Origin of the sequence: Exiguobacterium sp. s160 (genome assembly GCF_018617575.1) — a bacterium.
GTDB classification, from domain to species: domain Bacteria; phylum Bacillota; class Bacilli; order Exiguobacteriales; family Exiguobacteriaceae; genus Exiguobacterium; species Exiguobacterium aestuarii_A.
Window position 1 is genome coordinate 1 of the sequence record NZ_JACSKK010000009.1, and the last position, 18,721, is coordinate 18,721.

Below are 18,721 nucleotides of genomic sequence, written 5' to 3' on the forward strand. Positions count from 1 at the left end.
TTGCGGAACGCCGCCTCGACATCACCGAGCTCGACGAAGTGCTTCTCCATGAGCTGGACGATGACTTCCGTGTCCGTCTCCGAGAGGAAGGGTACATCAAGTGTGGCTTTCAATTGTTCATCGTTCTCGATCACGCCGTTGTGCACGAGGGTGAAACGTCCTGTCGTACTTTGGTGCGGGTGGGCGTTCGGTACGCTCGGTACCCCGTGTGTCGCCCAACGCGTGTGACCGATTCCGATGGTTCCTTCAGCGTCAGCCGGTACGATGTCACGGAGTGCTTGGATTCGTCCCACTTCTTTGAATGTACGAACGTCCTCACCGACCAAGGCAATCCCTGCCGAGTCGTAGCCGCGATACTCGAGCTTTTCAAGCCCTTTTAATAAAATCTCTTTCGTTCCAACTTGTCCGATCATTCCTACGATTCCACACATAAACAAATCTCCTCTATTCTTCGATTTCTCGAAAAAGGAAACGGGCTTTTTAGAGTGATGTCATCAAGTCTCGCTTTGTCCGTCCGATCACCCGAACGCTTTATCGAGACCCTCTCAGTCGTGACACGCGACTGGAAGGCATCCGCCGAAATCTCGATCACCTTCGTCCTCGTCAACTCTATAGAGTTCTGGCGCTTCTATTTCATATCCAGCCGTTTCTCCAGATACGCTTTCATGCTATCGAGTATAAAAAGAATTGGATAGAGCAATTCGAAAAAATGTCGCCGAATACTTTTTTACCGTTCATGTAAAAGTCACCACTTTCACTAAAAAGCCATCACTCCTTCAGGTTTTCGACTAGGGAGAGAACGGGCATGATACAAGTAACGAGTAAAGAAATGAGGGGAAACACATGGGCGGCATCTTCCTGTTGATTGGCATACTGTTATCTGTCTTATCCAGGTGGCTAGAATTTGAAGGGAATAGCACGTTAGGGGATGTCATGTTGTTTCCTGCGATTTTCTTTATGGCCATGGCATTCTTCTGCAGTTTTCCTTACTTTAAAGAATGGTGGGACGACCGCTCCACCCGTAAGAAAGCATTCTTATTCGTGATCTTTGCCGCAGTTGGCATCCTGTGTCTGCAAGCCGCTTTCTGGTTTGTCGTCTGGCGTGATCAATGGCTCGGGCTTCTTCTCCTTCTTCCCTTTGCGGCATGTGTGGGGTTCATCGCTCGGTTGTTCAAATAAAAAAGGACGCGCCGCAGCACATCCTCCCATTATTTCACGGTAAAGTCGACCATCACACCGTAATGATCACTCGGTACAACATCCCTACTCGTTCGCATGTCGCCGAATACATCGATATGCTGAACCTCAACGTCTTTCCACTCGGAACGGATCAAAATCCAATCGTATCGTTCAGACTGCTCGAGATGAGAGGATTGTAGGTACGGGTTGTGCTTTACGTCTAGCGTCGCCCGTGGCTCTTCCGCAACAAACGTCGTCACGTCCAGCCAACCTGTCTCCGATACATCATGATAAATAGAAGATTGAGGATGGTCATTGAAATCCCCACATAACACCTCGACCGATTTTTGACGTCCTTTGTGTAGCCAATTTCGCACCGTTGCCATCTGACGTTCTCGAATCGACACGGAACGCCAATTCAGATGTACGTTCGTGAGTCCCCATTCCTGACCGCCGAACGTAAGCGTCACTCGGGTTGCACAAAAGTTAGACTCTTCCACGTCACTTTCCCAAATCGCTTCAACTGAACCCAAAGGAACCTTGCTCAAAAAAGCGAGTCCTTCGTCCGGTGAGTCAGGATAAGGATGAAATACGCAGAACGGATAGCCTGTCGCTTCTGCAATGTCATGCGCCACACTCCCCTGCTCATAAGAACGGACTTCTTGCAGGGCAACCAGGTCCGCGTCGATTCGTTTCACTTCTTGGCAAATCGCATCGAGTCGTTTTTGCCATGACGTTTCATGGTTCCAAATATTATATGTCGCAATCCTCACTTCATCTTCCTACTTTCTCGAGTGAGTCACGCGCTCCCCCATTTTTGTTCTTCTTTTAACTCTCGTTCCGTGACATAGTTCTCGTCGAGACGAACCATATGATGTTCGTACAATCGATGCATCATCACAAAACTCAGGATGAGCAATGCACTCGTAACAAAAAAAGCAAGCGTCGAAATCTGCCCTGTAACCGTGAAATACAGAAAAACAATTACAAACGGGTACGCAGTCAAACCGGTGATCGAGTTCCAATGCGCGAGTCGTTTCGCTTCTCTCGATAGTAAATAACGTTTTTTAATCGACTCCCGACTCCACGTTTTCTTCCATGCAGGTAAGGCAGCGATTTTTGAAATCAACAACACGCCTACTAACGATATCCACCCTTTTTCCACGGCAAAGAAAAGCATAAGTGCGAGTGCCACGCTCATCATACTAACAGTCCACTTTCCCGTTTCATCAAATGCCGTCAACTCTCTCATCTGATCACGTTTGTTCACGACGCTGCTCCTTTTCGTATTCACGGACTTCACGAATTTCTTTTAAATCTTGATCCGTCAAATAGTTCTCATCATAAGACTGAATGACGCGATCGAATCGTTTCGCCAAGTATTCAATTCCGAAAAACGTCAGCTGGGAAAGGAGGAACATGCGGAACGATTGTGTGCCCGTCGTTTCACTCGTAAAGTAAAAGAGTCCGTAAATCCCGATACCGGTCAAAGCAAGCGTGTGTGCCATCATTTTGATTGATAAGAGGTTACGTGCCGTTTGATTCGTCACAAAGCGTAGCCACATCCGATATTGAATAAAAATACCCGTCAAGATTGCGGCGAGCACGGCATATAATGTGCCTGTAACAACGCCGTCCGAGAGTGTCCAATACGAGGCGTAAATCAAAAAACTGACGACAAGCCCGATTCCGATGATGCCGACACCCCATTTCGTCAAACGGTCTACTTTTAAAATCGTATCGATTTGCGACTTTACTTTTGGTGATAGTTCCATACGTCCTCTCCTCCTTCTAACACCTCTTCATACGTCGGTAGCCTTGACTGATGTGCATGGATGCGCTCTTCCCACTTCTTCTCTCGATACGATTTCGTCAACCCCCAAAGGGCCACTACCCCACCGGCGAGGATGAAAGCATCTTCGTTTACATACATCGGGATGAAGAGCGCAAATAAAGAAACGGCACCAATCCAACAGTCAATGAGTCGATATCGTAACACGCGAGCGACCGCTCGATGTTCGGCAAAATGGCGAATGACTCGATATTCCATGTATCCTTTATAAGCCATACCCATGGCTACGACCAACATGACCGGGATGACCCACATCGCCTGTGTCCGCAACATCACGATGAACGAAATCAAGAAAATGACGAGTACGGGCCAACCAAAGAACCGCTCGAACTGTTTGGCATGCGTTACTGTGAGTTCAAATGGACGATTCATGCGAGACCTTCCCTTCAATCACCTCTTCATACGTCGGAAGCCCTGGTTCAATATGTTGGAGTTGATTTGTGAACCACTTCTGCCGAAGCGGACTAAGTACTCCCCATATCCCGAAAAAGAGACCAATCATGAGACCAAATTCTTCTGCGGTCAGCAGGGTCACCATGAGTGTCGTCAACAAAATCGCGTCCACCCATTCGAATACGTATTGAATAATGAGAATTCGATGCGCCTTTGGATGCTTGGTCATTCGCCACATGATGCGCATTTCTTGATAGCCCATCACGACGATAATCACTGAGACCGACCCCATAATGGGAATCAACCACATTTTCTCTAACAAGAGGGCGACAATGACGGCTGTGACATATAGAATCATGACGGGTACGGCATAACCTCGCATCCGTTGCATCCACTTTATGTCTTGCTCCACTTATATCGCCTCCTTGTTAAAGTTGATACACTCTACATCTTGTCGTTTTGTCTGCGTCTCCACGTTCCATGTCCATAACATCGCGCCTGCGATGAACACCGTGACACATACATACGCCACGTTTGATGTGAACAATAATTGATGATTCAATGCGAGAAAGAAGGCAACACTGTTGATCCCGTCCCGAGCAAACTGACGACGATATAACCCTTTCAATTCTGGTTGAAATGACAAGCGCATCCGATAACGCTTCACATATAAGATGTTCAACGGAATGAGTGTACAGGCGATATACAACACGCCCCATGTAAGGTCATCCGTCCATAGACTGATGGGAACCATGAGTACCACCAATGTTCCAAATATGCCGAAGATCCATTGGTCGAATAAACCCATGCCTTCTCTTGCGTTATGCGTTCATTCATCTCTTCAACCGTTGTTTCTCGGATTGATCCACCAAAGGCATGCGTTCTCCGAATTGTTTTTGGAAAGTCTGACCGAACACCATCCACAAGGTGAGAACAACAAAAATTGTCAATGTGTCAACTTGCATAAAGAGAAGCGCCACCGTGATCACAATGAGGATTGCTAAATCCACTAAATCGTATATGAGTTCCCATTTTAGAGACTTCACTTTAATTTTTTCGCTTTCATGCGTACGATGTTTATGATACTTGCTAACATCTATCCCAATCATCGCGATTCCGACAACAATGAGTGGAACTGTCAGCCATACATTACCTTCGAAGTATGACACTGTAAGCGCCATGAATATGAACGCAAACGAGGTATATTTTATTCGAAGTGGTGACTTCCACCATGTATCTCCTTGTACAAATCGATTTTGATTGTTCACTTAACAAACACCCTTTCTTTACAGGATCTACCTTTCTTATACGCAATCTCCTTTTATATTGTTTCACATTTTCCGAATATTCCCGCAATGAATCGTTCGACTTTTTTCAACAATTGATAAATGAAACGTATCCGCTTACAAAGTTTATCTGCTATACTGTTAGCAAATTCATTCCCACAAATTTTTTTGAAAGGTGTAGAACTGTATGTCTCCGAAGTACAAGCAAGTTGCGAGCCAGATTGAATCAGACATTGTCAATCACGTCTACCAACATACGAATAAATTATTGACCGAAGATGAGTACGCCAATAAATATGGTGTCAGTCGCAATACGGTCCGAAAAGCGATCGAGATCCTCGTCAACAAAGGATACGTCTATCAAGTCCAAGGGAGCGGTGTCTTCGTCCGCGACCATTACAATAGCGATTACATCAACCTTGAAAAGCTTCAAGGTCTCACAAGTGACTTCAGTGGTCGGAAAGTCGAAACACGCGTCTTACATTTCGAACAGACGGTTGCAAACGATGAAGTCGCAGAACGTATGAAGTGCCCGATTGGGACACCCGTCTACTTCGTGAAGCGTCTACGTCTCGTCGATGACCATCCGTTCTCGGTGGAAGATTCATACTTCCGAAAAGAGCTCGTCATCTACTTAGACGAGAACATCGTCCAAAAGTCGATTTATACGTATTTACGAAGTGACCAAAAACTTGCCATCGGATTCGCCGACCGAGTCATTTACGCAGACTTTTTAGATTCTGAGTCCGCCGATCTGCTCGACTTGAACGAGAATGACCCAGCCTTGATTGTCGATAACACCGTCTATTTAACAAATGGTCAAATCTTCGACGTCTCTCGTTCCATCCATCATTTTAAACATGTCAAAATGCTCAAAGTCTCGAACATCAAGTCCTAAACGCGCCCGAGAGATGCTTTTCTCGTGCGCATTTTTTATGCATTTTTTTCGAAAAGTAAGGGTTTACACGAAAACGCTTTCGTGCTACTATCAACGTGTAGAAAATATTTGTACCTATGAATTTTAGTTATCCATACAAAAAGGAGAGATACTATGGTTTCTGAAACAATCGAAATCTCACCGGAAGATATTTTCGGTCTCATCGCCCTCTCGGGTGACGCCAAAGCGAGCTACCATCAAGCGATGCTCCTCATGCAAGAAGGAAAAAAAGAAGAAGCCGAGGCAGCAGTCGTTGCTGGTGACGCAACATTAAAAGAAGCACATGCGATTCAAACGAAATTCGTCACGCTCGAAGCACAAGGTAAATCGGCAACAGTCGGTGTCCTCATGGTGCACGCGCAAGATCACTTGATGAACACAATTCTCGTTAAAGAAATGCTTGGATATATGATGAACATGCAAAACGAAATCAACGAATTGAAAGGAATGGATCAAAAATGATTAAAATCGGACTCTTCTGTGCGGCAGGTATGTCAACAAGTATGTTAGTAGAAAAAATGAAAGCGGTTGCCTCTGAGCGCGGTATCGAAGCTGAAATCGCAGCTTACCCAGAATCAGAGATGGAGACATACGTCGACAACATCGACGTTGCGCTTCTCGGACCACAAGTGAAATATCTTCTTTCAAAAGGGAAGCAAATCTGTGAACCAAAAGGTGTTCCAATCGACGTCATCAACACAGTCGACTACGGCATGATGAACGGTGCGAAAGTATTAGACCACTCATTGAAACTTGTAAATAAATAAACTGAGGTGATGACTTTGAAAATGCCTAAAGATTTCTTGTTCGGCGCCGCTTCGGCCTCTTATCAGGTCGAAGGCGCATGGAACGAGGACGGGAAAGGCCTCTCGAACTGGGACGTCTTCTCGAAAATTCCTGGTAAGACATTTGAAAACACAAACGGCGACGTCGCAGTCGACCATTACCATCGTTATAAAGAAGACATCGCGCTCATGGCGGAGATGGGACTCGAATCATATCGCTTCTCGATCTCATGGCCACGCGTCTTCCCGAACGGTACGGGTGAAGTGAACGAAAAAGGACTTGAGTTCTATAACAATCTGATCGACGAATGTTTGAAACACGACATCGTCCCATTCGTCACGCTTTACCATTGGGACCTTCCACAAGCACTTGAAGAAAAAGGCGGATGGAAGAACAAAGAGACGGTTGACGCATTCGTCCGTTTCGCGGATACTTGCTTCCAATCGTTCGGTGACCGTGTCAACCACTGGATCACATTCAACGAAGCGGTCATCTTCTGCTCACTTGGATACTTAACAGGCGCACACCCGCCAGGTATCGAAGGCGACGTCAAAGGTTATTTCCAAACGACGCATAACGTCTTCGTCGCTCACGCCCGTGCCGTCGAGCTCTTCAAACAAAACGGTCACACTGGCGAAATCGGGATCACGCACGTGTTCAACCCGGCGTTCAGTATCGATGACGCAGAAGAGAACAAGTTTGCCGAAATGCATGCGAACGCTTATGCGACACATTGGTTCTACGACCCGATCTTAAAAGGTGAATATCCAGAGTACGTCGTGAACGGTCTGAACGAACAAGGTCTTCTCCCTGAAATGACAGAGGAAGAACTCGACGTCTTGAAACGTACCGCTCCGATGAACGACTTTATCGGTCTCAACTACTACAGCCCGCAGCGCGTCATGAAAAATGACTCAGCGCTCGTCATGGCTGGTGGACGTGAGAACTCGACAGGTCGCCCTGGTAACCCATCGTTCGATGGCGTCTATAAGACAGTCAAGATGGACGACAAAGTGTACACGAAATGGGATTGGGAAATCTCACCGGAAGCGTTCCTCGATGGGATGCACATGTTAAAAGATCGTTACGGCGACGTCAAAATCTATATCACAGAGAACGGTCTCGGTGATGTCGACCCGATCGTCGACGGTGAAATCATGGACACGCCACGAATCGAGTACATCGAAGGTCACCTTCGTGCAGTCAAACATGCTGTTCAACAAGGCATCAACGTTGCCGGTTACTATGCTTGGTCTGCAATTGACCTTCTCAGTTGGTTGAACGGTTATAAGAAACAATACGGCTTCATCTACGTCGACCACAACAACGGTCTCGCACGGAAGAAGAAACAGTCGTTCCACTGGTATAAAGAGATCATCGCCACGCGCGCTGAAGACCTATAAGGAGGTTCCCCTATGAGCCGCTTAGAAAGAGTATTTGAAAAGTTCACCCCTGCTTTTGTTCGCTTCGCGAACGCCAAGCCCGTCCTTGCGATTAAGGACGGGTTCATCCTCACGATGCCGATGACCATCATCGGGTCGCTGTTCCTTCTCATCCTGGCGTTACCGATTCCAGGTTGGGCTGACTTCATGTCAGGCCTATTCGGGGCAGACTGGTCACTCCCGCTCACGCAAGTCGTCGGTGCGACGTTTGACATCCTTGCTTTAATCGGTGTTTTTGGAATCGCTTACTCATACGTCAAGAACGAAAAGATCGAAGGGGTACCGGCTGGTATTCTCGGAATCATCTCGTTCCTCATCATCACACAAGCTTCTGTCTTGTCTGAATCTGGGGAATTCGTCGGTGGCGTCATTCCAAAAGTATGGACAGGTGGACAAGGTGTCCTCGCTGCCATCATCGTCGGATTGACAGTTGGATTCATCTACTCGCAGTTCATCAAACGTGGGATCAGCATTAAAATGCCAGACGGTGTACCGCCAGGCGTATCGAACTCATTCTCTGCACTTGTTCCTGGTTTGGCAATCATCTCGCTCGCCGTTGCAACGTTTGCGATTTTCCAAGCGGTTGCAGAGCGTACGTTCACAGAAGTCATCTATGATGTGCTTCAAGCACCACTTCAAAACTTGACAGACACACTCGCTGGAGCCGTTATCATCATGGTGCTCATGTCTGTCATGTGGTGGTGTGGGATTCACGGTGCCGCAATCCTTATGGGAATCATGGGACCACTTCTCACAGCGAACGCGCTTCAAAACCAAGCGATCATCGATGCTGGTGGTACGCTTGTCGCTGGTGAGAACGCAAAAATCGTTACAATCCAGTTCCTTGATGTGTTCACGAAACTCGGTGGATCAGGAATCACAATCGGTTTCATCATCGCGACACTGATTGTCGCACGTTCGGCACACTTGAAACAGCTCGGTAAGTTGTCACTTGCGCCAAGTATCTTCAACATCAATGAGCCGGTCATCTTCGGGATGCCAATCGTCTTCAACCCGATCATGTTCGTCCCATTCGTTGTCGTGCCAGCCATCGCTTCATTCATGGTTTACTTCGCCATCCTTTGGGGTTGGGTCGAGCCGTTCAATGCCCTTCAAGTACCATGGACGACACCTCCAGTCATCTCTGGATTCTTGATTGGTGGATGGCGTGCTGCGCTCTTACAGATTGCAACGATTGCTATGGCCGTTGCGGTTTACCTTCCATTCGTTCGCATTCAAGACCGCGTTTCGTATGGTGAAGAATTGAAAGCACAAGAAGAAGCAGATAAAGCGTCAGCCTGAAACAAAAACGACAGCCCTTCTCAGCAATGAGGAGGGCTGTTATATTTAGGGAAAAGAGTTAAGGAGTTGGAAATTTGAAAGCCCACTATCCTTCTATATTCGCTGTCCTTGCGGGTCTGACCGGATTACTCGGACTGATGTTTCAATCGATCTACCCCATCATGTTGTTTCCCGTCTTTCTACTCATTGCCGGATACTCCGTGGCACATGCGAATAAGCAGAAAAGAACCGTACGAAATTATACAGCGAGCTTCATCATCTTATCGAGTGCCGCCCTCGCATTCGGTCTTGGCTTCCAGTCCATCATCCCGTACGCCATGCTCATCGGGGTTGTGCTACATATGGTCTGTCTGATTGCTGCATTCATCGCGCTCGGACGGTATCGGGCTCACATCTCATGAAGGTTGTGACAGGCCTCGGTTGGGGTGCACTGATTCTAACTCTCGCCCTCGCCCCGCTACTTGCCGTCGATTTGATTCTCATCTATTTACTTGAAGACACATCGTTCCCAGTCCTATCGACACTCGCTATGCTCGGTTGTTTCTATCTGCTATCGACTACCTTGAGCTTCTTTGTCGATGGTATAACGGGAGCGCTACGCTCATTTTTTCGTGTGAACGCACCGCGCCTACTCGATACAATCCTTCACGGAATCGTGAGTGGAATCAGTCTATACGTTGCGCTTTCCTTCTTCTCATCTATCGATTTATCGACGTTCACCGTCATGGCGATTATATTCGTTCACTTATTCGGTGCATCGTTTTGGCTAAATCGGGAGGATTTGAAAGAAAAGACGCCACTCGAACTCGATTCCATCGATCAACAGATCGTTCATCTGTTACGCACGGAGACAATCGTGTCCTGTGTCGAACGCATTCAGAGTGAATATCCGAATTTACCGAAGCGGGACGTATTAAAGCGAGTCAAACGTATCAGTCAATCTACCGAAGTCACCGAACCTACTTAATGGCCGGTGACTTTTGTGCGTCATCACGAGTGAATCGCGAGCCGTATGCTATAGTTTTAGTGAGTCTAACGAAGGAAGTGATCAGCATGAAGGCACTCGTCTTCCATCAGTTCGGTGGTCCTGATGTTTTAACATATGAAGAAGTCCCGACACCGATGCCACAAGTTGATGAAGTATTGGTACGCACAAAAGCCATTGGATTGAACTATGCCGATGTGTATCGCCGGAAAGGCAACTATCATCTCGTCGGAGAACCTCCATACATTCTGGGATATGAAGGAGCCGGTGTCATCGAAGCGGTCGGGGCGAACATCACCTCGCTTCAAGTCGGGGACCGCATCGCCTTTGCCGATGTCCCGCACGCCAACGCAGAATTTGTTGCCGTTCCGCTCGACAAGGCGATTCCTCTTCCAGATGCCATTTCATTCGAAGCAGCCGCATCGACCATGCTTCAAGGATTGACGGCCCATTACCTCGTCCACGACAGCTATCGGATTCAGGCCGATGATGTCGCGGTCGTACATGCAGCCGCTGGCGGTGTCGGTCAATTGTTGACGCAAATGATTCAGCGTCTCGGCGGACAGGTCATCGGTCTCACGTCCACAGCCGAAAAAGTGACCACTATTCAAACACATGGTGCCCGTGCCTATCGCTATGATGAAGCATGGGTCGAAGAGATTCGTAATGCCACGGACGGTCGCGGTGCCGATGTCATTTATGATTCAGTCGGTGCGACATTAGAAAACAGCTTTGAAGCGACTCGTATCGGTGGAACGGTCGTCTTCTACGGCATGGCCGGCGGCGATCCAAAACCGGTCGATCCGCGTATGCTCATGGACACATCGAAGACATTGACGGGTGGCGACTTATGGAACGTCCTCACCTCAAAGGAGGAACGCATTCGTCGGTCGCACGAATTGTTCAGTTGGATCGAGGACGGTTCACTCATCATTCCATCACCGACAACGTTCGCCTTGTCAGATGGTGCATCGGCCCATGCCTTTTTAGAAAGTCGGAAGAGCCAAGGGAAAATACTTTTAATTCCATAAACAAAGCGCCAGCCCCTTTTCGGTGCTGGCGTTTTACGTATCCTCTTTTCGGAGTGAATATCCGTCCACCTCAAGCAGCCGCATCCGTTTCTGTTCGACCGCCGCATGAATAATCACAGTCACCCCGGGATTCAGTTCCATCATCTTCTTGATTTTTCGTAAGTCGTCTCCTTTAATCTCAACCGGTAACACGAACTCCCCTTCTCTCAAATGAACGAACTTGATCTTCCCTTGGTCGTCATAGCCTGTTACTTCGTATGTCGAAAATTCTCGTTTCATGAATATCCCTCCCCTCTTACAGTTCCCGTAACAGATAAAATGCACACAAAAAATCCATCCCCGTAGCGGCAGGGATGGATGCATGTTACGCCTCGACGCTATCCGCGTGTTCGGCTTTATGGTCGGCGATGACACCGGCATACCACTTCGCGCTATCTTTCCAGATACGCTCTTGTGTCTCAAAGTCGACATAGAGGATTCCGAAGCGCTTCTCGTATCCGAAGCTCCATTCGAAGTTATCCATGAGCGACCAAAGGTAGTAGCCTTGAATGTTCATGCCTTCATCGTTCAAGTCAGAGACGGCTTCGAGGTGCTGGCGGACGTAGTCGATCCGATTATCATCATGGACTTCGCCATTTTCCAGCACGTCGTCAAATGCGGCACCGTTCTCTGTGATGTAGATGGGAAGGTCAGTATACTCGGCGCGTAAACGACGGATCAGGTCTTTGAATTCGTTCGGGGCGATATCCCAGCCCATGCCCGTCTTCTCATAGTCCGAGTAAGCGTCTGCCTTCAAGAAATCGTTTGCTGCGTTGAACTCGACAATGCCACGGCTGTAAAAGTTGATTCCGAAGAAATCGCAAGCTGTCGAGATCGTCTCCATATCACCCGATTGGATGAAATCGAAGTTATGCACATATTTGGAGAACAAGTTCATCATGTCGACCGGATACTGGCCTTTGAAGACCGGATCGAGGAACCAGCGATTCGAATACCCGTCGGCATTGTTCATCGCAAGGCGGTCATTCGCCGAATCCGTCTTCGCGTACATCGGTGACAAGTTGAGCGTGATGCCGATTGGGGTCGTGGATGTCATCTCTCGCTTCAACAATTCGACCGCTTTTCCGTGCGACAACAAGATGTGGTGCACGGCGCGTACCGCTTCGTTCATGTCACGATGACCCGGTGCGTGAACACCGACGTGGTAGCCGAGGAAGCCGGCACACCAAGGCTCATTGTGGGTAATCCAAGAGTCGACGATGTCATCAAGCTCTTCAAAACAGACTTTCGCATAATCGAGGAACCAGTCGACTGATTCACGGTTGACCCAGCCACCTTCTTCGTGAGCCCACATCGGAAGATCCCAGTGGTAAATCGTGACGGCTGGTTTGATCCCTTCTTCACGGAGACGTAGTGCCAAGTTTTTGTAGAACGCCATTCCTTCTGGGTTATACTCTCCCTTGGCAGGGAAGATGCGTGGCCACGCGATGGAGAATCGATACGTGTCGACACCTAGCTTTTTGATGTGCTGAATGTCTTCCTCGTAACGATGGTAGTGGTCACATGCGACATCGCCGTTATGCTTTTCAAACACGCGCCCGTCGATGTCACAGAACATATCCCAGATCGAAGGGGTACGTCCCCCTTCATTGTGTGCGCCTTCAATTTGGTACGAGGACGTGGCTGTCCCGAATACGAAGTCTTTCTTAAAATGCATAGTGTTTTCCTCTTTTCTCTATATTTATTCTTTGACAGCACCTGCCGAAATACTGCTGACGATGTACTTCGAGAGGAACAAGAAGGCAATCATGATCGGTACGACCGAGATCGCGATTCCTAGGTAAAGCGCGCCAAGGTTTTCTGCGACTTGTGATCCTTTCAAGAAGCCCATCAAGACAGGCAACGTGTATTTCTCAGGAGAGAATAAGAGGACAAGTGGCATCAAGTAGTTGTTCCATGAGCCGATGAACGTGAAGATCGACATCGTCGCAATCGCTGGCATCATCATTGGGAGCGCGATTGTGTGGAAAATACGTAACTCGCTCGCACCGTCAATCCGTGCCGCTTCAATCAAACTGATGTGAAGTGTCGCTTGCGTGTACTGGCGGATGAAGAAGACCGTGAACGGTGTTGCAATCGCAGGAACAATCAACGGGATGAACGTATCGAGAATACCGAGCGTTTTTGAAATCTCGTAGAATCCGATGAGTCCAAGTTGTGCCGGAACCATCATCATGACGAGCATGAAGATGAACATCGCATTCTTCCCTTTGAAGTTGTAGAACGTGAATCCATAAGCTGTAAGGGCTGAGAAGTAGCCCGAAAGTACCGTTACCGACACCGAGATAATCAAGCTGTTTTTAAAGCCGGTCCAGATGTTGATGTACTCGCTGAGAGTAGCGTAGTTATCGAGCAATGCTGTACCAGGAATCAAGGTGAAGCCAGATATGACTTCTCCATTCGTCCGAGTCGCGTTGATGATCATCATCAAGAACGGGATGAAGCAGATGATCGCAAGAATAGTCAAACTTGCATAGATCAAGACTCGAACATCACTATATTTCGACTTTTCTTTTTTAGGTGGCGCCACTTTGAGTGGACGGTCTTCTTTACGTTTTGGCTGCGCTTCGCTATCCGGAAGCATTCGCCGTGTTTCTGCATTTTGTTCCATCGCTTACGCCCCCTTCTTCTGTGTTGCGCGTTCGTTGCGGAACATACCTTTGAAGACGATCGCCGAGAAGATGAGCGTGATCAAGAATAAGCCGTAAGCGACCGCAGATGCGTAGCCGTAGTTGTTGTACTTGAAGGCTTGGTTATACAAGTAAAGCACCATCGTGTTCAACGAACCGTCTGGTGAACCGATTCCATCTGTAATCAACATCGGCAGGTCGAACAATTGAAGTCCACCGATGAGCGATGTGATCATGATGTAGAGAAGGATTGGTTTTAAGAGCGGCAACGTCACTTTCGTAAACATCTGCCAACGATTCGCACCGTCGATGTGAGCGGCTTCAAAGTAATCTGTCGAGATTCCTGAGACACCTGCCATCACGATGATGAAGGAGTGACCGAACCACATCCATGTCAAGATGAGTGAGACGGATAGTTGAGCCGTCACGGGTTCTGCCAACCAGTCGATCGGATTTGAAATCAAACCGATTTTCATCAACACCATGTTGAGTGAACCATGCTGCCAGTCGAGCAAAATACCGAACAAAAGCGCGACCGAGCTGATTGTGATCAAGTTTGGAAGATAGAAGAATGAACGGAAGAAGTTTAATCCTTTTAGCTTCAAACGTAGATCAGAGAATAAGAGCGCCAATAAAAGGGCCATTCCCATCTGCAAGGCGAAGTTGACTCCCCAAATCTTGATGGTGTTGAAAAACGCTTCGATGAAGTATGTGTCCGTCAACAACCGTGTATAGTTCGCAAATCCGACAATCTCTTCTCCTGGGCTACCGGTGTAGTTCGTGAAGCTATAGTAAAGCGTCAAGAAAACCGGATAAATGCTAAACGTCAAGAATACAACCCAGAACGGGGCGATGAACAGATAGCCGTAACGATCTAATTTTTTCACGTATATTTCTCCTTCCATAAGAACCGAGGGAGGAAATTCCTCCCTCGTGTTGGTCATCGTCAGTCTACTACGATGTCTGGATAAGCGTTTTTAACTTGTTTCTTGAACTCTTTGATTGCATCTTCTTTCGACTTCTTACCTTCTACGTAAGAGTTAACTGCCGCTCCGTAAAGCGTGTCGAGCTGTTGGTCGTATTTCGTAACGATCCCTGGTTTGATCGATTCTGCTTCGCCGAGGAAGAACTCGTAGTTGTTCTGTCCGCCGAGGAACTCGTCGCTGAAGTCCGTTTTGATTTTTTCTGTAACTGGGTTATAAGCAAGTACATCGCCTGTCTCTTTCGCCCATTCAGTCAAGAACTCTTCATCTTGTGTCATGAGTTTGATGAATTCGTAAGCCTCTTCTTTATGTTTAGAGTCTTTGTAGATCCCGACCCATGTACCGCCCCAGAAGTATGGGCTCGGTCCGCTTGTAACAGCCCAGTCACCAGCAGTGTCTTTCGCGTTCTCTTTCAAGACAGCGTGGAGACCCCAAGTTGGAAGTACGTAAGAGAAGACTTCTGTTTCCGTTTCTTTGCCGCCTTCTTTCACTTTGATCGGCTTATCCATTCCTTCGAACCAAGATGGTGACCATTCTGGTGCGAGAGCAGTCAAGTTATTTTCACGAAGCTCTTTCGCGTAGTCGAAGTAGTTTTGTTTCCCTTCAGTCAACACAAGTTCATTGTCTTCGTTTACCCATGCTTGTGGGTCATCGCCTTGTGCGAACCAACGGATTGAACCTTCGTCTGGGAAGAGTTTGTAGCCTTTATCTTTAAGCTTTTCACCGACTTCGAAGAGTCCGTCCATCGAACTCATCATTTCGCCGACTTCAGCCGGGTCATCAGTACCGAGTGCTTCTTTAGCGATGCTACGTTTGTAGTAGATCCCACCTGGAGTTGTTTGCCATGAAAGGGCACGAACGTTTCCGCCCTTGTCTTTCCCGAGGTCGAAGACGTAAGGAACGATGTCTCCAGAAACTTCTTCTGCGTTGTATGGTTCTTCAGAAAGGTTTTCCCAATATCCAGCATCAATCCATTGTTTAAGGAACGCGATTTCACCCGTGAAGACGTCCGGTGCGCCGACGCCACTTTCAAGAGCTGGCTTCAACTTCGTTGCGTAGTCAGCCGTCGGTACGATTGTCAATTCGACTTTCACGCCGTTACGCTCTTCGAACGTTTTGATTGGCTCTTTCAACTCATCTGTGAATGACCAAATTTTTAGGACATCATCTTTTGAACCTTCTGAAGATGATCCTTCGCCGCCGTCAGAGCAAGCGCTCAAGACACCAACTGAAAGTGCTCCAATGGTAAGTAAGCTAACAAGTTTACGCATGTGTTGTTCCCATCCTTTTTTATAAGTAATAGTAGAAAGCGCTTGCAAAAAGAGGTGAATAATTATCGAAAGCGCTTTCGATTTTCTCTAAAAATGACTTTCGAAATCGCGCTCCCCTCTCCATCCGCTGAAGAAAAGAGAGCGACTTCGAAATATCATTGGCTATAAATCACTGTTTGACCGGCGCACAAGATGCCCGTTCTACTAAGCGTACCGGAATGATGCGACGTTCGGTGAGTCGCTCTTTCGCGGTCATTTGTTCAAGTAAAAGTTCTGCTGCCGCTTCCCCGATTTCATCCGTATCTTGGCGAATCGTGGTCAGTTTCGGCGTAATGTATTGGATCATTTCAATGTCGTCATATCCGATGACAGAAATGTCATTCGGGACGTGAAGACCGTGTTCGTGAATTGCTTCGATGACGCCGATTGCCATCTGATCCCCGGCCACAAAGACAGCGGTCGGTTGATCGTCTAATTCAAGCAATCGTTCCATCGCTTGCTTGCCTTCCTCAACCGAAAAGAAGCCGGCGTTGACGAGGTAGCCTGGTCGAATCGGAAGGTTCAGCTCTTGCATCGCAAGTTCATATCCTTTGATCCGTGCCGCTCCAGCGTCAATCGTCTCATCCCCAGCGATGTGGGCAATTTTCCGATGACCGAGTTCATAGAGGTAATTCACAGCGAGACGTGCCCCTTCGATGTTGTCGGAATAGACGACGCTACAATTGGCGCTGTCCATATCGACGACGACGATCGGGATGTCGCTTCGCATGAGCTCCTGAACTTGCTCATCCATTCGGTCCGAGCAGATGACGACGATGCCGTCGACCGCACGGTGTTTGAAGTGTTCGAGATAACTCATATCACGGTTGCGCAGGTTACGCGAGGCGAAGATCAAATCATAGCCTTGCTCCTCTGTCGCGTGACGAAAACTTTCGATGATCCCGTTGAAGAACGGGTGCTTCATCCCAACTTCATTCGCCTCTGAGAACATGACCCCGATCGCCCATGATTTTTTCGTCGATAACGACTGGGCATGTGCGTTCGGCAAGTAGTCCATCTCAGCAGCGGCTTGAAGAATCTTTGCTCTCGTCTTGTCACTCACGTCTTTATAGTTGTTCAACGCTTTGGACACTGTCGTGATTGAGAATCCTGTTTTTTTGGCTAAATCATAAATCGTACCCATGTCATTCTCCTCTTCCCGAAAGCGCTTTCGGTAATTTGATTGTAGCGCATGAATTCGTAGGAATCAATTCTTTTTCGAGGAAACTTTTTGATTCTTTTTTCCATTCCTTGTTTCTTCTATATTACTGTATCGGGAAGATTTTTGTCATACCTATGTCCAAGTTAAACTATTTCGTTATCAGTTTTTTAATTTAACTATTCTTTAACGTTGATACTCCAGTCTCCATCTGCCGTTATAACAAACACATATACACTAGACTCTTCAAAAGAGTAACGTTGAGAGCCTTCGTAACTCCCTATTTCGTTCACTAACAAATCAACCTTGTTAACGGTCACAGCGAAATTAGAATCCCCATTATGTGAAAATGAAATTTGATAAGACCCTTTATCAATTTCAAAAAAGACCACATCGTCACCTTTACCTTTTATATCACCTGGTAGACTTTCTATTTCGAGTGGTCGATATTGCATAACGTTAATTGTCCAATTACCTTGATTGCCATTTATATTTAAGTAATAATCCCCTGTATCCTCAATCCAAACAAAACTCTTTCCTGAATAGTTTCCTATTTCATTCACTAGTAAATCAATCATTTCTCCTTGATCATTTTGAAGTGTCACTGCAAAGTTGCTTGATCCATTGTAAGTGCTGGCTACAACAGCAAAACCTCTTTCAAGTTGAATTGCATCTGTCCCCATATCTGATGAACCTTCTATCGTTGTCGTCAAGTCTTCTTGAACCCTTTTGACATGATCATTTTTTACTTGATCTAAATCTTTATTCACACCTACCTCGATAATTGAGTCTGCGTCATATACCACGATTATGTTTTGATTCTCGATTGTGACTTCATCAAACTCCATGCCGTAAACAGTGTATCCTCGGTTAATTTGTAATTCATAAAATTCCATGTAATCTTCATAGTTCGATAGTGGGTCCTCCGGCTGAACATCCTGTAAAAACTCTTTCACAGAAGGTTCTTGAACTTCTTCGACCTCTTCAGATTCCTCCGCTTCAATTACCGGTTCAGGTTCACTTTCGTCCTCTGTAACTGCTACCGTGCTCTCTTCTTCAAAATTAGTAACAGCTTCTTGATTATTTGTTTCAAGAATTCCGAGTATGAAAATCAACCAAATACCCGCGAGAAAAATCGAACCTCCTAATATAATCGGAAATGGCGTGATATCCTTTTTGATAAAATAACGAAATACAGAATAGAGACCATATGCCGCTCCACCTATTAGTAGAGCGATCGCAGTAAATGCAATCACACTTTCTAGCATATTCAGCTCCTCCTATCTTCAATCATCCTCCGTTCAACATTACTCACCATTAATTATTACCCATATTTCCCATACGAACCTACATTTGTTCTATCTTTTCTTCCCAAAAATAAAAATC

General features: G+C 46.9%; 23 protein-coding genes and 1 pseudogene. 9 read left to right on the forward strand and 15 right to left on the reverse strand.

Features of this window, described 5'->3' with window-relative positions:
- A pseudogene (locus KNO86_RS12890) lies at window positions 1-431 on the reverse strand (glutamine--fructose-6-phosphate transaminase (isomerizing)); the annotation flags it as partial.
- A 412-nt stretch (window positions 432-843) separates the two neighbouring features.
- Between KNO86_RS12890 and KNO86_RS12895 the strand changes: the two are divergent.
- A complete protein-coding gene (locus tag KNO86_RS12895; RefSeq protein ID WP_214696877.1) occupies window positions 844-1,179 on the forward strand; it encodes a hypothetical protein in 336 nt (111 codons plus the stop codon).
- 29 nt (window positions 1,180-1,208) lie between these two features.
- On the opposite strand, the gene KNO86_RS12900 is transcribed toward KNO86_RS12895, so the two are convergent.
- Genes KNO86_RS12900 through KNO86_RS12930 form a run of 7 tightly spaced genes read right to left on the reverse strand, consistent with a single transcriptional unit; the run spans window position 1,209 to window position 4,692 of the window.
- Window positions 1,209-1,952 carry an endonuclease/exonuclease/phosphatase family protein gene (locus tag KNO86_RS12900; protein ID WP_214696879.1) on the reverse strand — a complete coding sequence of 248 codons (744 nt, stop codon included), beginning with the start codon at window positions 1,950-1,952 and terminating at the stop codon, window positions 1,209-1,211.
- A gap of 26 nt (window positions 1,953-1,978) precedes the next feature.
- Window positions 1,979-2,449 (reverse strand): hypothetical protein, encoded by a 471-nt coding sequence (locus KNO86_RS12905; protein WP_214696881.1) that lies wholly within the window; start codon window positions 2,447-2,449, stop codon window positions 1,979-1,981.
- Window positions 2,436-2,954 (reverse strand): hypothetical protein, encoded by a 519-nt coding sequence (locus tag KNO86_RS12910; RefSeq protein ID WP_214696888.1) that lies wholly within the window; start codon window positions 2,952-2,954, stop codon window positions 2,436-2,438. The genes KNO86_RS12905 and KNO86_RS12910 overlap by 14 nt, the downstream gene beginning before the upstream one ends.
- A complete protein-coding gene (locus tag KNO86_RS12915) occupies window positions 2,933-3,403 on the reverse strand; it encodes a hypothetical protein (RefSeq protein WP_214696890.1) in 471 nt (156 codons plus the stop codon). The genes KNO86_RS12910 and KNO86_RS12915 overlap by 22 nt, the downstream gene beginning before the upstream one ends.
- Window positions 3,387-3,836 carry a hypothetical protein gene (locus KNO86_RS12920; protein WP_214696891.1) on the reverse strand — a complete coding sequence of 150 codons (450 nt, stop codon included), beginning with the start codon at window positions 3,834-3,836 and terminating at the stop codon, window positions 3,387-3,389. Before KNO86_RS12920 ends, KNO86_RS12915 begins: the two co-directional genes overlap by 17 nt.
- Window positions 3,837-4,232 carry a hypothetical protein gene (locus KNO86_RS12925; RefSeq protein ID WP_214696893.1) on the reverse strand — a complete coding sequence of 132 codons (396 nt, stop codon included), beginning with the start codon at window positions 4,230-4,232 and terminating at the stop codon, window positions 3,837-3,839.
- A gap of 25 nt (window positions 4,233-4,257) precedes the next feature.
- Window positions 4,258-4,692 carry a hypothetical protein gene (locus tag KNO86_RS12930; RefSeq protein WP_214696895.1) on the reverse strand — a complete coding sequence of 145 codons (435 nt, stop codon included), beginning with the start codon at window positions 4,690-4,692 and terminating at the stop codon, window positions 4,258-4,260.
- 205 nt (window positions 4,693-4,897) lie between these two features.
- Here KNO86_RS12930 and KNO86_RS12935 point away from each other — a divergent pair, with 205 nt between their 5' ends.
- The 8 genes from KNO86_RS12935 (at window position 4,898) to KNO86_RS12970 (ending at window position 11,193) form a co-directional block, all read left to right on the forward strand.
- Window positions 4,898-5,608 carry a GntR family transcriptional regulator gene (locus tag KNO86_RS12935; protein ID WP_214696897.1) on the forward strand — a complete coding sequence of 237 codons (711 nt, stop codon included), beginning with the start codon at window positions 4,898-4,900 and terminating at the stop codon, window positions 5,606-5,608.
- A 153-nt stretch (window positions 5,609-5,761) separates the two neighbouring features.
- On the forward strand, window positions 5,762-6,109 hold the full coding sequence (locus tag KNO86_RS12940; protein ID WP_214696899.1) for a PTS lactose/cellobiose transporter subunit IIA: 348 nt from the start codon (window positions 5,762-5,764) through the stop codon (window positions 6,107-6,109).
- A complete protein-coding gene (locus KNO86_RS12945) occupies window positions 6,106-6,414 on the forward strand; it encodes a PTS sugar transporter subunit IIB (RefSeq protein ID WP_015880671.1) in 309 nt (102 codons plus the stop codon). The genes KNO86_RS12940 and KNO86_RS12945 overlap by 4 nt, the downstream gene beginning before the upstream one ends.
- Window positions 6,415-6,429: 15 nt before the next feature.
- Window positions 6,430-7,836, forward strand: coding sequence for a GH1 family beta-glucosidase (locus tag KNO86_RS12950; RefSeq protein ID WP_214696901.1), 1,407 nt, complete (start codon window positions 6,430-6,432; stop codon window positions 7,834-7,836).
- A 12-nt stretch (window positions 7,837-7,848) separates the two neighbouring features.
- On the forward strand, window positions 7,849-9,177 hold the full coding sequence (locus tag KNO86_RS12955) for a PTS sugar transporter subunit IIC (protein ID WP_214696903.1): 1,329 nt from the start codon (window positions 7,849-7,851) through the stop codon (window positions 9,175-9,177).
- A gap of 74 nt (window positions 9,178-9,251) precedes the next feature.
- Window positions 9,252-9,578: a hypothetical protein gene (locus KNO86_RS12960; protein WP_214696910.1), complete on the forward strand. Its 327-nt coding sequence runs from the start codon at window positions 9,252-9,254 to the stop codon at window positions 9,576-9,578.
- Window positions 9,575-10,144: a hypothetical protein gene (locus tag KNO86_RS12965; RefSeq protein WP_214696912.1), complete on the forward strand. Its 570-nt coding sequence runs from the start codon at window positions 9,575-9,577 to the stop codon at window positions 10,142-10,144. The genes KNO86_RS12960 and KNO86_RS12965 overlap by 4 nt, the downstream gene beginning before the upstream one ends.
- An 86-nt stretch (window positions 10,145-10,230) precedes the next feature.
- Window positions 10,231-11,193, forward strand: a complete 963-nt coding sequence (locus KNO86_RS12970) for a quinone oxidoreductase family protein (protein WP_214696913.1) — start codon at window positions 10,231-10,233, stop codon at window positions 11,191-11,193.
- A 33-nt stretch (window positions 11,194-11,226) separates the two neighbouring features.
- On the opposite strand, the gene KNO86_RS12975 is transcribed toward KNO86_RS12970, so the two are convergent.
- From KNO86_RS12975 to KNO86_RS13005, 7 genes are all read right to left on the reverse strand, one after another.
- Window positions 11,227-11,472: a hypothetical protein gene (locus KNO86_RS12975; RefSeq protein WP_214696915.1), complete on the reverse strand. Its 246-nt coding sequence runs from the start codon at window positions 11,470-11,472 to the stop codon at window positions 11,227-11,229.
- 85 nt (window positions 11,473-11,557) lie between these two features.
- Window positions 11,558-12,910, reverse strand: a complete 1,353-nt coding sequence (locus KNO86_RS12980; protein ID WP_214696917.1) for a GH1 family beta-glucosidase — start codon at window positions 12,908-12,910, stop codon at window positions 11,558-11,560.
- Window positions 12,911-12,934: 24 nt separating this feature from the next.
- Entirely contained in the window at window positions 12,935-13,864 is a 930-nt protein-coding gene (locus KNO86_RS12985) for a carbohydrate ABC transporter permease (protein ID WP_214696919.1), read from the reverse strand.
- Between the two features lie 3 nt (window positions 13,865-13,867).
- Window positions 13,868-14,770 (reverse strand): carbohydrate ABC transporter permease, encoded by a 903-nt coding sequence (locus KNO86_RS12990; protein ID WP_214696921.1) that lies wholly within the window; start codon window positions 14,768-14,770, stop codon window positions 13,868-13,870.
- Between the two features lie 59 nt (window positions 14,771-14,829).
- Window positions 14,830-16,137, reverse strand: coding sequence for an ABC transporter substrate-binding protein (locus KNO86_RS12995; RefSeq protein ID WP_214696923.1), 1,308 nt, complete (start codon window positions 16,135-16,137; stop codon window positions 14,830-14,832).
- Window positions 16,138-16,306: 169 nt separating this feature from the next.
- On the reverse strand, window positions 16,307-17,320 hold the full coding sequence (locus tag KNO86_RS13000) for a LacI family DNA-binding transcriptional regulator (RefSeq protein WP_214696925.1): 1,014 nt from the start codon (window positions 17,318-17,320) through the stop codon (window positions 16,307-16,309).
- Between the two features lie 194 nt (window positions 17,321-17,514).
- On the reverse strand, window positions 17,515-18,603 hold the full coding sequence (locus KNO86_RS13005; RefSeq protein WP_214696927.1) for a hypothetical protein: 1,089 nt from the start codon (window positions 18,601-18,603) through the stop codon (window positions 17,515-17,517).
- Between the last annotated feature and the right edge of the window lie 118 nt (window positions 18,604-18,721).